Source organism: Shewanella sp. 10N.286.48.B5, assembly GCF_002874355.2.
In the GTDB taxonomy this organism is placed as follows: Bacteria; Pseudomonadota; Gammaproteobacteria; order Enterobacterales; family Shewanellaceae; genus Shewanella.
Window position 1 is genome coordinate 1,645,377 of the sequence record NZ_MCVG02000001.1, and the last position, 16,685, is coordinate 1,662,061.

The window sequence follows — 16,685 nt, forward strand, 5'->3', positions numbered from 1 at the left end:
CTAATCAGCCTGCAAAATATGACACATCATATGATTGTCATCAACACTAACTATGATGGCTAAATTAGATAATAAAAAGAGTTCAAAGTAATTTTTGTCTTCGACTAAATACAATAATAAAGGAAGCAATAATGCGTCAATGGTTAGCATCCAACAGCCTTGCAAGGTTAAAACAACTTAGTAGCAGTATTACTATCGCATTGGTTTTTTTAAGCCATAATATCATGGCAGATGAAACATCATCATTAGGGTCAAATCAGCCCCATAATGTCAATGATAAGCCCTATGTGTTACTTATCTCTATTGATGGTTATAGGCATGATTACAATAAAGTTCATCAGCCTAAGTTTCTTAATAACTTTGCCAGCAATGCCGCAACAATAACGCAATTAACGCCGTCATTTCCAACAGTCACCTTCCCTAACCATTTGACACTGGTTACCGGTCTCTATCCCAGTAATCATGGCATTGTTGCTAATCGTTTCTACAACCCCACATTAGGGCGCCATTACGCTTTAAGCGACCATGATGCCGTCACCGATGGCCGTTTTTACACTGGCGTTCCACTTTGGTCTTTAGCTGCCCAGCAAGGAATGAAATCAGCTACGTATTTCTGGCCCGGCTCAGAAGCTGAAATAGCGGGTTTTAGACCCACTTATTGGAAACGATATGACGGTAGAGTCGCAAATGAAACCCGTGTCGAGCAAGTTATTGAATGGCTTAAATTACCTGAAACGCAGCGGCCGCAATTTGTGACATTATACTTTTCAGATGTCGATAGCGCAGGTCATCATCACGGGCCGTTATCGCAGCAAACCCATGATGCTGTCAATTACATTGATAAGGTCATTGCTAGCTTAATTGAGCAAGTAAATGCGCTACCTTATGCGGTTAATATTATCATCACATCAGATCACGGTATGGCACAGGTTGCTGATTTTGAGCGTATCTACACAGACAAACTGTTTGCCGATGATGAGGCATTAAAATCTCGATTTAGTTTTATTAATGACGCCGCTTTTTCATTAGTGCGCGCCCACGGCAATAATAAAGACCAAGATTTAATTGCCCTTGAGAAACTAGTTGCTGCGACCGATGGCTTAGCATTTTATAGAAAGGAGTCGATACCTAAGCACCTTGAGTATGACTTTAATCCCGCCATTGGTGATGCGATTTTGGTCACCCATGATCATTACATTACCAGCAGTGATGCAAAACCTGGCGTTAAGGGTAAACATGGCTACTACGCCGAGGTGATGCCGGAAATGAATGCCATTTTGTTTGCCCAAGGGCCTGCCTTTAACCAGCAAGCGAGCATTGCACAAGCAAAAAACATTCATCTATACCCACTGATTGCTTATATCCTTCATTTACCCATTACTGAGCCAATTGATGGAAAAATTGAGGTGTTATCACCTTTATTAAAGCCATAAAAAAACAGGCAATATCTTATGGATATTGCCCGTTTTTTTATAGCTGATTTTTAACCCTGTTCTGCCAAGGTTATTTGATGATAAAGAGCATCTTTCATTTCCACACGTTGCTGCTTTAATTCATGAAACGATGCATCAGCTATAGGAGAGTCTCGCAATTCAAGAACCCTAATTTGTTTATCAAGCGCATCGTATTTTTTCATAATTTCTGCAAAATCGGCATTACTGCTAATAAGCGAAGTAATCGTATCTATGTGGTCTGGAAATTCGTTTCTAAGGGAATGATTTTCACCTAGCATAAAAGCCTCTTTATCGTGTCTTCAATGAGTTTAAATTATCTAAAAAGTACGGGTGCAACTGTATTACTTCTCATATTAAAATGTAGAGCAATTGATATAAAAAACAAGTTGCTCGGCATAATTTACCACTGCACTTAGCGTTGATATCCACTGCATTAGGTATTACGAAACTAAGCTGCCAATATTGCTTTAGTCATAAAAGCATAATAACAGTGCTTTTCCAGTACTTTAACAGTAGCCAAAACATTCAAAAGTGGCGACTAAATCAAGATTGCCACCAGCAAAGTGTTGGTTAATTGTTAATTTTATTTTACTATTAGAGTTAAATAATCTCTGTCGTAAATTTAATATGAAATTCAATCAGCTATTCAGTATTACCTTCTTCAGCTTAACGACCTTTTTTGTGAATGCGACTACACCAACAGCTGAATTTAGTGGCAGCCAAACCTGTGTTGAATGTCATCAGCAACAATACAGTGATTGGCAAGGCTCGCATCATGATATGTCTATGGGTTATGCATCTTCAGATAGCGTTTTAGCAAACTTTGCCGATCAACAACTGCAATACAAAGGTGAAGTATCACGATTTTTTATGAAAGGAAGTGAGTACTGGGTCAATATTAAAGGACCAGATGGCAAATTTAACGACTATAAAATTAGCTATACCTTTGGTTATGAACCGTTACAACAATACATGGTTGAATTTGAAAGTGGTGCTATTCAATTAATCCCCTTTGCGTGGGATAGCCGTAGTAAAGACAAAGACGGACAACGCTGGTTCTATTTGTATCCTGAAATGGAACCTCATGACGCGTTTTTTTGGACTAATAAAGGCCAGAACTGGAACTACATGTGCGCCGATTGTCATTCAACGAATGTCAGCAAAAACTATAACGCGACTAACAATAGCTTTGACAGCCGCTGGTCTGAAATCAACGTAGCTTGCGAAGCCTGTCATGGTCCCGCCAGTAATCACCTTAAATGGACAAGCGATCAAACTCAGCCATTGGCCCAATTTGGCTTTGATCGTGATTTAACCCCAAAAGTAGGCGCATGGGAATTCACCCAAGGTAAAAAAATCCTCCAGCCAAACAAGATTAAAAGTTCTGCGCAGTTAGCAACCTGCGGTCAATGTCATAGTCGCCGTTCACAGCTTACAGATAGTAACGATAAAGCACATGACCATATCGACAATTTCAATGACAAATATATGCTCAGCAATATTGATGCAAACCTATATTATCCAGATGGCCAAATTTATGATGAAGTGTTTGTATTAGGCTCTTTTAAGCAATCTAAAATGCATATGGCGGGTGTTGTATGCAGTGATTGTCATAATCCCCATAGCAATAAATTAACAGCCCCAGTTGAATCAATTTGTTTTCAATGTCATTTACCCAGTGAATATAGTGCAGCCAAGCACAGCCAGCATCAACAAGGTAGCGAAGCCGATCAATGTGTTAGCTGTCATATGCCAAAAACCACTTATATGCAAGTTGACCCCCGTGCTGATCATAGCTTCAAAGTCCCAAGGCCTGATTTATCGATAACATTGGGGACGCCTAATGTCTGTAGCCAGTGCCATAATGATAAATCAGCTACTTGGGCAGCTGAAGCTGTTATTAAACAATTTCCACATTCAACTATCCGTCAACAGCCTGGTTATGCAGAAGCTTTCTATCAAGCAGCGACTAACGATCCAGATAGTAGTGAGCTTTTAACGAAAATTGCTTTAAACCCATTACAACCAGCAATCATTCGCGCCTCTGCGTTCTCAAGATTGGCTAACTTCCCTAGTCAGCAAAGTTATCGTGCTATGGAGCAAGCTGTCACTGATCCTTCTGCGCAAATACGCTCAACGGCTATCTCTGCTTCTGCCGCATTTGAGTTTGCCGATCGTTGGCGGTTAATTGCGCCACTGTTAACAGATACGGCTTATGCCATTAGAACTGAAGCGGCAGGCGCCCTAGTCACTAACTGGGAGAATATGACATCAGCGCAGCAGAAATTGCTGCAACCTGCATTAACAGAATACCTCGAAATACAAGCTTATAATGCCGATAGAGGTTTTTCGTGGTTAAACCGCGGTAATGTTTACCTCGCTAAAAGACAGTTCGATAAGGCAGAACAAGCGTATAAACAAGCTATTGTTATTGAGCCAATACTGGCCAGCAGTTATGCCAACCTTGCTGATTTATATCGACAATTAGGTAAAGAACAAGCGTCCATGGCGATATTAAAGCAAGGGATTACAAATCAGCCCAAAGCAGGCTCATTACGCTATAGCGCAGGGTTGGCTTATTATCGTCAGCAACAATTACCCCAAGCCATAGCGCTATTTAAACAAGCGACTGAGGTTGAACCAAGTAACCCTCAAAATTGGACGGTATTGGGGCTGGCACAAGAAAAAGTCAATCCAGTTGACATGATGAAGTCATTATCTACAGCCTATGAAGTCAGTAATGATCCACAGCGTTTATACACATTATGCCAATTTAAAATTAAATACCGCGATCCAAGTACTAATGCATGTTTAGCGAAATTATCAACCTTAGTACCGCCACAGGTATTGAAACAATTGACTGGTAGTTAACTTAAATAATTATGATGAAATGCGCGTTGAATTTGAGATAAGTCAGCGCGATTTTACTGGTTTTAAACAGCCATAAAGTTAGAAATTGAAATTCACTTTTGCTGTAAATAAAATCAACATCAGACAAGTACGTCCAATAGCTTCTAGTTTCCTAGTGACTTCTATTTAGCTGCTATCAATCCTCGCAAAAAACTCCAAGACTCAACAGCTCACTATTTGTTCAAATAGCGAAACACTCTATTTTTATACATGTTCAATAAGTGAACAATGATTGATGTGTATCAATATACCTATCCCTAACAGATCTATATTTAATAAAGCAGTTTGATCCTCCAACATGGATAAGGTTATCAGATGGATACACATGCAGCTTTATATCAACGATGTAAAACACGAATTGCGCAATTGCAGCAGTTACAACCACGTCACAGCGTTAGCCTAAAAGATAAATTAATAAAAAATGGCATTAGCCGACGTGAGTTTATGACTTGGAGTGCATCTGTTACCGCACTACTCGCATTGCCCCTGCCTTTCACCAATCTAGTTGCCGAAGCCGCTGAGCTTGCTGATCGAGTACCACTGATTTGGCTGCATATGGCCGAATGTACCGGTTGTTCAGAATCCCTTATCAGAACCGACAGCCCTAATTTAGACAGCCTCATCTTTGATCATATTTCTTTGGAATATCATGAAACATTGATGGCTGCAGCCGGTTGGCAAGCGGAAGAAAACCTTGAGCATGCTATGGAGGCATATAAAGGTAATTACTTATTAGCGGTAGAGGGTGCTGTACCAACGGCTAATAATGGCACTTATTTAACGGTCGGCTGTAAAGGCCATACCGGAATGCAGATAGTAAAAGAAGCAGCTGCTGGGGCGGCTGCAATTATTTCTGTTGGAACTTGCGCCGCATTTGGCGGCGTACAAGCTGCAGCCCCAAACCCTACTGGTGCTAAAGGTGTGCAAGAGGTTATTGATAAACCGGTGATTAATTTAGGCGGTTGTCCTCCTAGTGAAAAGAACATTGTCGGTACCTTGATGTATTTCATCATGTTCGGAAAACTGCCCGCGTTAGATATGTTTAATCGCCCTAAATGGGCATACGGCGCTAGAGTGCATGATAACTGTGAACGTCGTGGTCGTTTTGACGCTGGCGAATTTGTAGAAACCTTTGGCGATCAAGGTGCTAAAGATGGCTACTGCCTATACAAAATGGGCTGTAAAGGCCCTTATACCTACAACAACTGCCCCACTGAACGCTTTAATCATCATACCAGTTGGCCAGTACTTGCAGGTCATGGCTGTATTGGCTGCGCTGAACCTAATTTTTGGGATGATATGGCGGATTTCGAAAAGCCATTAGGCAGACAGTTGCTCCACGGTATTGATGCCACTGCCGATACCATTGGTACCGTCATTCTTGGTGCGACCGTTGTGGGCATAGGTGCTCACGCAGTAACTAGTCTTTTTGCTAAGCCGCTAGAGGAATAAACCATGAGTAAACGAGTCGTTATCGATCCTATCACCCGTATCGAAGGCCATTTACGTGTTGAAGTTGAAGTTGATGAAAATAATGTTATTCAAAAGGCCTGGTCATCTTCTACCCTTTGGCGTGGTATTGAAGTCATTTTAAAAGGCCGTACTCCTATGGATGTCGGCCTAATTGTGCAACGTATTTGTGGGGTATGTACCTATTCTCATTATCGCTGCGGTACTGAAGCGGTTGAAAATGCCTTAGGGGTTAAAATCCCGCTCAACGCAAAGTACTTACGCTCGTTAATGCAAACCTCTTTGTATATGCATGATCACATTGTGCACTTCTATCATTTACATGGTTTAGATTGGGTTGATGTGGTGTCAGCCTTAAGTGCCGATCCGGCATTAGCCGCCCAAGAAGCCAATAAATACACCGAAAACCCTATCGCCACTGGCGAAGGTGAATTACGCGCCGTACAGCAAAGAGTCAAAGGCTTGGTTGATACCGGAAAGCTTGGGCCTTTTGCTAATGCCTATTGGGGCAATAAAACCTACAAGTTCACGCCAGAGCAAAACCTCATTGCCCTATCCCATTACCTTAAAGCGTTAGAAGTTCAGCGTGTAGCAGCTGAAATGCTAGCAATATTTGGCGGCAAGTCGCCGCATCCGCAATCCCTTGTAGTTGGCGGTGTTACCTCTGTTAGAGACATGCTAAGTCCTGCACGTTTACAAGAGTGGAAACAAAAACACGCTATCGTCCATGACTTTATTATCCGCGCTTATAAAGCCGACATCGTTATGGCAGCTGCCGCCTTTGGTGGCGAGCCAAGTGTGTTAGGCGGCGTCAATGTTAAAAACTTTTTAGCCACCGATGACTTTATCTTAGCTGATGGTCAATATCTGTTTGAGCAAGGCGTGATAATGAATGGAGATTTAGCCGGGGTGAGCGATTTAGATCCCGATGCCATAAAAGAAGATGTCACCCACTCATGGTATGACGCAAAAACCGCCCAGCACCCCTATGACGGCACAACGATTCCAAATTACACCGGATTTGTTGAGCGCGATACCGTGTATGGCAAATTACCGACTGTCGATGGTGATGGAAAATACTCTTGGGTTAAATCCCCACGATATCAGGGCGAACCCGTAGAAGTTGGGCCGTTAGCCTGTTTACTGGTGAACTATGCCCGTGGCAACAAGATTGTTGTTGATAGTGTTAATGGGTTGCTCGCCGCAACAGGCCTGCCTATAGAAGCATTATTCACCACCTTAGGCCGCACCGCGGCGCGCATGCTGCAAACCGTGATTGTGGCAGAAGAAGGCTTAAAAACCTTTGATGCCATGTTAACCAATATGCAATCGGATGAATCTACCTATGTGACACCAGAAATAGACTCAGATCGCGATTACATCGGCCATGCGATGATTGAAGCGCCGCGTGGAATGCTCAGTCACTGGATCAGAATTAAGGGCGGTAAGATAGAAAATTACCAAGCTATTGTTCCTACCACGTGGAATTCTGGCCCTGTCGATGCTGACGGTAAAGTTGGCCCTTATGAAGCATCACTGATTGGGCTTGAACTTGAAGATCCAACCAAACCACTGGAAGTCATTCGAATTATTCACTCCTTTGATCCATGTATGGCCTGCGCGGTACACGTAATGGATTATAAAGGTAATGATTTAGGTGAATTCCGCATCGATCCTAACGGGTTTTAGCAAGTTTGCGGATCTAAGAGGAAAGAATTATGACTCAAATTGCAACCCATCGCAGAGAACTCATCTTCTCACCTGCCATACGGATATTCCATTGGCTTAGAGCACTGTCTATTTTGATGTTAGTGGTAACTGGTTTTTACATTTCATGGCCATTTTTGGTGGCGCCCGCATCTTCTGATGTCTTGGTTCAAGGCGGGATCCGCTTTGTACATCTCGTGTTTGGCTTTGTACTTACCAGTATCACCATAGTACGTTTTTACTTGTTCTTTTTTGCTAAAAGCGCCATTGAACGACGTTCAATCAGAGATGTTTTAAGCCTGAAGAGCTGGATAGCACAAATTAAATCCTATATCTGGATGGGACACTTAGATAAAGCTGGCGTATACGGACCTTTGCAGTTTGTGACATACGTTGCCATATCATTTGCGGCTTTATTCATGTGTATCACTGGCTTGGTGCTTTATGCCAATGTTTATCATCAAGGGTTAGGTGGCGCTATATGGGAAGTTTCAGCTTGGTTTACGGCCTTAATGGGCGGGTTAGCACAGGTGCGAATTTGGCATCACATAGTCACCTGGGCTTTCATTATATTTGTGGTTATTCATATCTATATGGCGGTTTGGTCAGGCATACGCTTTAAGCATAACTCTGTTGACTCTATCGTCTCCGGTTATGACTACCATAAGGATCACTAGCCTTTGTCTACTAGCTTACTAATAGGTATAGGAAACGTTTTGTACGCTGATGAAGGGATCGGCGTACATTTTGTTAATTATATCGATGAAAAATACGCTTTCTATCAGCCAAACCATCAACTCGATATTTTAGATGGTGGCACCCTTGCTCAAGGACTTATCCCTATTCTTTGTCAATATAACAACTTAATTGTGGTGGATACCGTAAACAGTCCAGGGGTAAAGCCCGGAGAGGTGTATTCATTTAATTTTGATCAAGCGCCACCCGAAATTGATTGGCAAGGCAGTGCCCATGAGGTTGAGATGCTGCAAACCCTGATCATGATGGACATGGTCGGTGATAGACCCAATACTCACGTGATTGGAGTTACGCCGACAGTCATCGAGCCGATGACATTAGGCTTAACTGAGTCAATACAAGCTGCGGTGCCGACGATGGAAAAAGCCTTACTGGCACACCTTGAAAAAGCAGGTTTTAGCTATACAAAAAAACACAGTGTTAATATTAACGACTTAATCCCTGATTCCTATAAACGTGGATGTCAGCCCTATGCATAAAGTCAGTTTTAATTTTACCTGCCAGCGCCCAGTGGCCTTTTATGCGCAGCTTTGTAATCAATATATAGCCGATACCCGCTTTGACTTTAGCGCGGGTTTTAACAACAATCGCTATTTTTTAGAAGTTGAGGCCACAGAGCCACAACTCGCCGCCCTTGCCGATGAGATTGCCGCCAAATTTTTATATTCAATCTGGTTATGCTCTGCTGATGTCGGTGTCATCAAAACCCGTAAAGGCAGCCAAAAGCCGCTAGCCCATGCTGAGCTCAACATCAGTTACTGTAGTGAATGCCAGCCGCAGATGGTTAATGCCGCAGATACTAACTTTTTAAAGCTTGATCTAGTTTGTCCCCATTGTCACGGCCATGAGCGTATAAGCACCTTAGAGCAATCTATGGCGCCGCAAGATCTTATTGCAATTGCAGCGCGGTTAAAAAATGACACCAAGATTAGTTTAAGCAGCAGTGGCAGCACTTATTTAAGTTCTGAATTAAGTTCTGTATCAAGTTCGGATCCAAGTTCAAATTTCAGTTTGAGCTTACAACCTTTTGCCAAAAACGCTGGCCAACAACATATTTTAATCTGTAACCCCCAGCATTTAAGTAAGTATTTTGCAGTGCAGCAGTACCATACCCTCGCCTTATCCAGTTTAGAAAAACCGCGACTCAAACTGATGTCAGCTGATGCAGCAGTCTTTTCAGGTGTTACTACTGCTAAACATCAAGCTAAGTGTAAAGTCCAGCCAACACTTACTGATCCATACTATCAAGTGAGCTTTGCTGACAGTCGTTTACTTATGGCACTGGCTGATCAGCTAAACACTATTGGTATTGATTGGGTCTATATTGATACAAACGATTCAGTTAGCGCTGATACTCATAACGACTTACACAAGCCTTTAACTAAGTCCATAGCTAAGCCAAGCGTAACTCGCATCAATAATACTTGGGTAGAAATCGCCAGCAATCACCAATTCTCCATTAATGGCGCCAGCCCATTACATGATGTTGCTCAATACAAACACTATGAAGCCAGCTGGAATAACAAACAGATCCATTGCCGTATGTCAGCAGCTGATAACACCGCTGTGACTGAATTAACAGTGACTGGAATAGACGCGGCTAGCTGCGCCATGCACGCAGGTTTGCTGAATTTGTCTGAAGCTGTGATCAGTCAAATTGCCAATCGAATGCTGTCGAATCAAACGCTAGCAGCAACAGACAAACAATCCATCACCAGTGCCACACTCTATTTTAGCCATGACAACCCCAGTGTAGTTATTACCCAAAATAAACAACAAAAAATTGCCCAGTTTTTACGATTACCGACTTTTGAGCAACATGGCGCTGATATTATTGCGCAATTACAGCACGAAGAATCAAAAGTACTCGCTAAGTTTACCCTAGCATTTCCACAACAAATCCATCAATTAGCACTAACCACACTGGATAAAGCTAGTGATAATATTCAACATTTTATTGGCCTAGCTGCCATGTTGATTTTAGATGATGAGGCCTTAAATCAATTAACCAGTATTGACGCGAAAGCAGATGCGTTTCATGCACTGGCGCAGCAGTATCATGGTAATAATGCCCCTAGAATTGATTTTCCACTTTGTTCAGAAAACGGCTATAGGAGTATTAATTGGCGCCGTACCTTTGCCAGCTTAATGAGTTTTAAATTAGCTGGCGCCAATCCCGCCATTTTAGCTTTTGGTTTTTTTGATTCACTGGCTGATTATCTTAGTAACTGGCTTGATCATCTGGAGCAGCAACAAGGAATTGATGCCGTGGTGTTAGCAGGCAACGATTTAGTCTATAGCGTACTTGCTGAGCGCCTATGTATGCGGCTACAAAAGAATTACCCTCTAGTGGTAAACCATCAATTAGATCTCGATGGCGCCAACATTGCCATTGGTGGTTTGTATCTCGCCAAAAGACGCGGGTTAAGGTAAGCCTATGGGACTGCACCAAGCCTATCTTCAACAGGTAAAACTCAATATAAACGGCATAGTCCAAGGGGTTGGTTTTCGCCCTTACGTTTATCAATTAGCCACTCAGTCTAATTTGCTCGGCAGTGTGCTTAATAATGAGCAAGGTGTATGCATTCATCTACAAGGATTAAATACTGATATCAATCATGTGATCCATCAGTTAAGAGTTAATCCACCGCCATTAGCCAGAATCGATAAACTGAATGTGGTAGAAGAACGAATCGATACAAGACTAGCCGACTTTACAATCAGCCAAAGTCAGTCTAATCAACAAGCCATAGTGTCAATTTCAGCCGATAAAAGTAGCTGCACAGATTGCTTAGCTGACATCGCAGATCCAAATAATCGTCATTACCAATACCCTTTTACAAATTGCACCAATTGCGGGCCAAGATACAGCATTGTTAAGCAACTTCCCTATGATCGCCATCTTACCTCAATGGCTAATTTTGCTATGTGTGATGACTGCCGAAAAGCCTATGAAGATCCCTTAAATCGACGCTACCATGCTCAGCCAGTGAGCTGCCCTAAATGCGGCCCCAAGTTACGTTTTGACATGCTTACCCATGGGCAGATAACTGAGGTTATTACTGATCAACAGCAAGTGTTTTCAGCCATCATCAGCGCGTTAAATAATGGCAAAATTTTAGCAGTTAAAGGTCTAGGGGGCTTTCATATTATTTGTGATGCCACTAATGATGAGGCCATTAAAAAGCTAAGATCACGTAAAAAGCGCCCAGCAAAGCCCTTTGCCATTATGGCAGCAGATATCGAGCAAGCCAAACAACTCGTTACTGGCACAAAAACAGAGTGGCAACTCTTAAGTAGTGCTGAAAAACCTATCACCTTAATGGCTAAACACGCCAATATTGATAATTTTATCAGCAAGTTAATTGCACCCGACATAGATAAATTAGGACTGTTTCTGCCCTACACTCCCATGCATCATCTGCTGCTTAATGCCTTTAACAAACCTATTGTTGCCACCAGCGCAAATCTTTCAGGCTTACCCATTATTACCGACGCCAACGAGATTATGTCGCAACTAGGCCATGTGATTGATGGCCTCGTTGACCACAACAGAGCCATTGTAAACCCTTGTGATGATAGCGTTGTTCAAGTAATTAACGAGCAAATTCAGGTTATTCGATTAGCAAGAGGCTATGCGCCATTAAGTATTGCCTTACCCAGCGCCATTAAATATCCAATTCTTGGGGTCGGGGCGCAGCAAAAAAATACTCAATGCTTTGCTTTTAAACAACATGCCTTTATTAGCCCGCATATTGGTGACTTGTATAACCTCGAAACTAACCAATTATTTGAACACACCTTAAACACATTTAAGCGACTGTATCGTTTTAGCCCTGAGAAAATCATCACTGATAAGCACCCTGATTATGCATCTAGCCAATGGGCTAATAATCAACACAATGTCCCGATTTCACAGGTTCAACATCACCATGCGCATATCCTTAGTGTGCTGGCGATCAATAACTACCAAAAACCAGTATTAGGATTTAGTTTTGATGGCACAGGCTTAGGTGATGATGACAGCCTTTGGGGCAGTGAGTGCATGTTGCTTGATGGCATTAATTATCGCAGTGTCGCTCACTTGAAGTCATTTAAGTTAATTGGTGGCGAGCAAGCGATTAAACATCCCGTAAGGATTTTATTAGCCTTGTTATTCGAGCACTTCAGCCTTGCTCAAATAAAAAACCTGCCCATCGAGGCAATTCAAACAATGCCTGCTCATACCTTAGATAATTTACATCGTATGTGGCTTAACAATAGTGCTTGCATTGAATCACGCTCAATAGGACGGCTGTTTGATGCCATTGCTGTTGCACTTAATCTTATTGAAACGAATCAGTTTGAAGCCCAAGCAGGCATGTTAATTGAAACTTGTGCTAATAACTGGCTCAAGCAATCAATAGCATCTAATACTACAAATACTGCCAACACTGAGCAGCAATTACTGGCATTGTCTCCAGAGCCAACAGCAGCTGCTTCAGCAGTTAAAGTTTGGGATAGCAGCGGATTAATCAAACAAGTTATCGGGCTTATCACGGCTAAACAGCCGCCATCGACCGAACAATTATGTTTTGCATTCACAGCGAGTTTAAGCCGAGCTGTCGCTGATGTTGCTAATCAGTACCCTGAATATGCTTTAGTGTTTAGCGGCGGTGTGTTTCAAAATAAATTACTACTAACACAATGTCAGCAAGCGTTAAAGCAGCGGCAAATACTACCCAGTAAACTTATCCCTATAAACGATGCCGGCATCTCTTTAGGGCAATTATGGTTTGCCTATTTACAACAACAAACAACACAAATAGCCAATTAATATTTAAATAACGATTAATTGCTGATGTTAATCAAAGAATAATTTTTAACTGCCATTGATACTGAGATATAGCAAGAGGCGTTTCGAATAAGGAATATTGATATGTGCCAAGATTGCGGATGTTCAATTACAGATCATCAACATAGCCTACACTCTAACCCGCAGCTTAATGATACTAAGACCTTATCTGTTATTCATAAAATATTAGATAAGAATGATCATGAAGCCCAGCATAACCGTGCGCATTTTGAAGCCAATAACGTCATGGCTTTTAACTTAATGAGTAGCCCTGGTAGCGGTAAAACCACTTTACTGGAATATTTACCCACTCATTTAATGGCTAAATTCGCGGTCATTGAAGGCGACTTAGAAACCTCTCGTGATGCTGACCGCTTAATCGCTAAAGGCATTAGTGCTTATCAAATTCAAACCGGCTCAGCCTGTCACTTAGATGCCTTTATGGTGCATCAAGCGCTGCACCATATTGACCTTAAACCTATTGATGTCTGCTTCGTAGAAAACGTTGGCAATCTTGTTTGCCCCGCTAGTTACGATGTCGGCACCCACAAAAATATCGTGCTGTTATCTGTGCCTGAAGGTGACGATAAAATTGAAAAGTACCCGGTGATGTTTCGCCGTGCAGATTTGGTACTCATAACCAAAATGGATTTAGCCGAGTATTTTGACTTTTCCTTAACCGAATGCGGGCTGCAACTTAAAAAACTCAATCCTGATGTGACCTTATTACCCATTTCAGTCAAAGACCCACAATCTCTTAACCAAGTGGCTGATTGGATAAACAGCGCAATTGGAGCGCATTAATATGTGCTTATCAGTGCCTTCTCAAATTACCGCTGTTCACGATGATACTAGTGTCACCGTCGATACCTTAGGGGTTAAACGCCGGGTCAGTAGTCACCTAATGACAGAGCCATTAAAGGTGGGCGAATTTGTGCTGATCCATATCGGATTTGTGATGAATAAAATCGATACAGAAGATGCCAAATTAAGTTTGGAACTCTATAAAGAGATTGTTGATAAACTTAATGATGAAGGAAATGATTTATGATCCTCACTGATCTATATCAACAGTTTCGCAATCCTGACACCATCAAAGCGTTAGCAGAAGAGATAAACTCACATACTAGTCAGATAGATACTGATATTAACATAATGGAAGTATGCGGCGGTCATACCCACACCATAATGAAATATGGTTTAAAGCAATTGCTGCCAGTTAACATCAATTTTATTCATGGACCCGGCTGCCCTGTGTGTATTATGCCAAAAGAGCGCATCGACCATGCTGCTGCATTAGCACAGCTTGATGACGTTATATTATTGACCCTAGGCGATATGATCCGAGTGCCTGGTTCAAAAGGTAGCCTTGCTCAATTTCGTGCTAAAGGTTGTGATATTCGGCCTTTATACGACCCTATGGATGCGCTTAGTATCGCAAAAGACAATCCCGATAAAACCATTATCTTTTTTGCCATCGGCTTTGAAACATCAACCCCAATGACTGCAGTGTTAATTGACCAAGCTGAAAAACAGCAAATAAATAATCTGTTATTTCATATCAACCACGTACTAGTGCCACCAGCGATTGATGCCGTGATGGCCAACCCACAAGCTAAAGTAAATGCCTTTATAGGACCTGCCCATGTGAGCGTGATTAGCGGCGCTAAAATTTACCAAGCGGCTGTAGATAACTACAACACACCAGTGGTAGTAGCGGGATTTGAACCTGTGGATGTGATGGAATCGATTCTTAGAATTGTAAAACAAAAACAGCAAAATATTGCCCAGCTTGATAATCAATACAGCCGCGCGGTCAGTTACGAGGGTAATCAAGCAGCGCAGGCATTAATCGACCAATACTTAACCCTTAGAGCATCATTTAGGTGGCGTGGTTTAGGGCCGATTGCAAAATCAGCATTAACCTTAAAACCACAGTATGCCCATCGCGACGCCGAAATTATATTCAAACAACAACTACCCACTGTAGAAATTGATGACCACAAAGCCTGTCAATGCGGTGATATTTTGCGCGGTCTAGCCAATCCACAAGATTGCAAAGTCTTTGGCAGAGGCTGCTCTCCAGACAATCCATTGGGCAGTTGTATGGTCAGCTCAGAAGGTGCCTGCAATGCTTATTATCGTTATACAGGAGTAACCAATGCCAGCTAACAAATATCAACAAGTGCAGTTAAGCCATGGCGGCGGTGGTAAAGAAATGAACAGTTTAATTACTGATATGTTCTTTAAAGCTTTTTCAAATCCAATTTTGGAGTCTCAAGAAGATGCTGCGGATTTAAATTTAACTGGCCATTGTGCATTTACTACCGACTCTTTTACCGTTGAGCCTTTATTTTTTGCTGGTGGTGATATCGGCAAACTGGCCGTTGCTGGCACAGTCAACGATCTAGCCATGATGGCAGCGCAGCCAGAATATTTAAGCTGCAGTTTTATTATTGAAGAAGGCTTTGCCATTAAAGATCTGAATACCATAGTGCAAAGCATGGCCGCTGAATTACATAAATCTGGTGCACGTATTGTCTGTGGTGATACTAAAGTAGTGCCTAAAGGTTGCGCTGACGGCATATTTATCAATACCTCAGGTGTGGGCCGAATTTTAAAACCCGGTATTTCAGTTAAAAACCTGCAACAAGGTGACGCTATTATCGTATCCCGCGACATTGGAAGGCACGGAGCAGCCATTTTAATGGCACGTGATAGCTTATGTTTAGAGTCTGAACTCACCAGTGATTGCGCCACTCTTTGGCCCATAGTCGAGCAACTCATTGCAGCGAATATCGAAATCCATGCCATGAGAGATGCCACTCGCGGCGGCCTGTCTGCGGTATTAAATGAATGGGCCAATGCATCTGCTGCTGGCATTGAAGTCGATGAAAAATTAATTCCAATATCGCCACAAGTCCAAGGCCTGTGTGAACTTTATGGTTTTGAAGCCTTTGATTTAGCAAATGAAGGCACCTTTATTATGGCCCTGCCACAGGAGAGAGCTGAGCAGGCTTTAACTATCATGAAACAATATTGCCACTGCGATCAAGCCTGCATTATCGGCAATGTGACTAATCAACACCTTGGCAAAGTAGTATTAACCACACCATGGGGCAGTAGCCGCTATTTAGATGTTCCCCAAGGTGAGCTATTACCAAGGATTTGCTAATGCACGAGTATTCAATTGTGATGTCATTATTGGAGCAAATTGAGCAATTAGCGGCCCAAAATCAAGCTAATGAAATCATCAGAGTACAGATTAAAGTTGGGGTGTTAAGTGGCGTCGAGCCACGTTTATTGGCCACGGCGTTTGAAACTTTCAAACTTGAAGGGATTTGCCACAACGCCATGCTGGATATGAATATACAGGCGCTAATCATTCACTGCCGCCAATGTGACACGCAATCAGAATTAACCGAACGTAATATTGTTTGCCCAAGATGTTTAAGTACCAATACTCAGGTAATAGATGGTGAGCAGATGATGTTAATGCAACTTGAAATGAATACCGATTAAAGCTCAATTTGTAATAACTTTTATTAACCAAT

General features: G+C 42.2%; 14 protein-coding genes. 13 read left to right on the forward strand and 1 reads right to left on the reverse strand.

Translation table 11 applies throughout. The annotated features are described in order from the left end of the window. The first annotated feature begins 131 nt into the window (after window positions 1-131). Window positions 132-1,433 (forward strand): ectonucleotide pyrophosphatase/phosphodiesterase, encoded by a 1,302-nt coding sequence (locus tag BCU57_RS07135; protein ID WP_102435468.1) that lies wholly within the window; start codon window positions 132-134, stop codon window positions 1,431-1,433. A 50-nt stretch (window positions 1,434-1,483) separates the two neighbouring features. On the opposite strand, the gene BCU57_RS07140 is transcribed toward BCU57_RS07135, so the two are convergent. Beyond that, window positions 1,484-1,732 (reverse strand): YdcH family protein, encoded by a 249-nt coding sequence (locus BCU57_RS07140; protein WP_102435470.1) that lies wholly within the window; start codon window positions 1,730-1,732, stop codon window positions 1,484-1,486. A gap of 349 nt (window positions 1,733-2,081) precedes the next feature. Between BCU57_RS07140 and BCU57_RS07145 the strand changes: the two genes are divergently transcribed. The 12 genes from BCU57_RS07145 (at window position 2,082) to BCU57_RS07200 (ending at window position 16,653) form a co-directional block, all read left to right on the forward strand. Further along, complete coding sequence (locus tag BCU57_RS07145) at window positions 2,082-4,325, forward strand: tetratricopeptide repeat protein (RefSeq protein WP_133149342.1); 2,244 nt, start codon at window positions 2,082-2,084, stop codon at window positions 4,323-4,325. A gap of 354 nt (window positions 4,326-4,679) precedes the next feature. Next, on the forward strand, window positions 4,680-5,816 hold the full coding sequence (hyaA, locus tag BCU57_RS07150) for a nickel-dependent hydrogenase small subunit (RefSeq protein WP_102435474.1): 1,137 nt from the start codon (window positions 4,680-4,682) through the stop codon (window positions 5,814-5,816). 3 nt (window positions 5,817-5,819) lie between these two features. Next, on the forward strand, window positions 5,820-7,523 hold the full coding sequence (gene hyaB / locus BCU57_RS07155; protein ID WP_102435476.1) for a nickel-dependent hydrogenase large subunit: 1,704 nt from the start codon (window positions 5,820-5,822) through the stop codon (window positions 7,521-7,523). Between the two features lie 29 nt (window positions 7,524-7,552). Next, window positions 7,553-8,218, forward strand: a complete 666-nt coding sequence (cybH, locus tag BCU57_RS07160) for a Ni/Fe-hydrogenase, b-type cytochrome subunit (RefSeq protein WP_076540932.1) — start codon at window positions 7,553-7,555, stop codon at window positions 8,216-8,218. Between the two features lie 3 nt (window positions 8,219-8,221). Next, window positions 8,222-8,776 carry a HyaD/HybD family hydrogenase maturation endopeptidase gene (locus BCU57_RS07165; RefSeq protein ID WP_102435478.1) on the forward strand — a complete coding sequence of 185 codons (555 nt, stop codon included), beginning with the start codon at window positions 8,222-8,224 and terminating at the stop codon, window positions 8,774-8,776. Beyond that, window positions 8,769-10,730 (forward strand): hypothetical protein, encoded by a 1,962-nt coding sequence (locus BCU57_RS07170; RefSeq protein WP_102435480.1) that lies wholly within the window; start codon window positions 8,769-8,771, stop codon window positions 10,728-10,730. Before BCU57_RS07165 ends, BCU57_RS07170 begins: the two co-directional genes overlap by 8 nt. A gap of 4 nt (window positions 10,731-10,734) precedes the next feature. Continuing rightward, window positions 10,735-13,113, forward strand: a complete 2,379-nt coding sequence (gene hypF, locus BCU57_RS07175) for a carbamoyltransferase HypF (RefSeq protein ID WP_102435482.1) — start codon at window positions 10,735-10,737, stop codon at window positions 13,111-13,113. A gap of 102 nt (window positions 13,114-13,215) precedes the next feature. Then, complete coding sequence (gene hypB / locus BCU57_RS07180; RefSeq protein WP_102435484.1) at window positions 13,216-13,935, forward strand: hydrogenase nickel incorporation protein HypB; 720 nt, start codon at window positions 13,216-13,218, stop codon at window positions 13,933-13,935. 1 nt (window position 13,936) lies between these two features. Further along, complete coding sequence (locus BCU57_RS07185) at window positions 13,937-14,182, forward strand: HypC/HybG/HupF family hydrogenase formation chaperone (protein WP_102435486.1); 246 nt, start codon at window positions 13,937-13,939, stop codon at window positions 14,180-14,182. After that, a complete protein-coding gene (hypD, locus tag BCU57_RS07190; RefSeq protein WP_102435487.1) occupies window positions 14,179-15,303 on the forward strand; it encodes a hydrogenase formation protein HypD in 1,125 nt (374 codons plus the stop codon). The genes BCU57_RS07185 and hypD overlap by 4 nt, the downstream gene beginning before the upstream one ends. Beyond that, window positions 15,293-16,306, forward strand: coding sequence for a hydrogenase expression/formation protein HypE (gene hypE, locus BCU57_RS07195; protein WP_102435489.1), 1,014 nt, complete (start codon window positions 15,293-15,295; stop codon window positions 16,304-16,306). Before hypD ends, hypE begins: the two co-directional genes overlap by 11 nt. Continuing rightward, a complete protein-coding gene (locus tag BCU57_RS07200) occupies window positions 16,306-16,653 on the forward strand; it encodes a hydrogenase maturation nickel metallochaperone HypA (protein WP_102435491.1) in 348 nt (115 codons plus the stop codon). The genes hypE and BCU57_RS07200 overlap by 1 nt, the downstream gene beginning before the upstream one ends. Window positions 16,654-16,685: the final 32 nt, after the last annotated feature.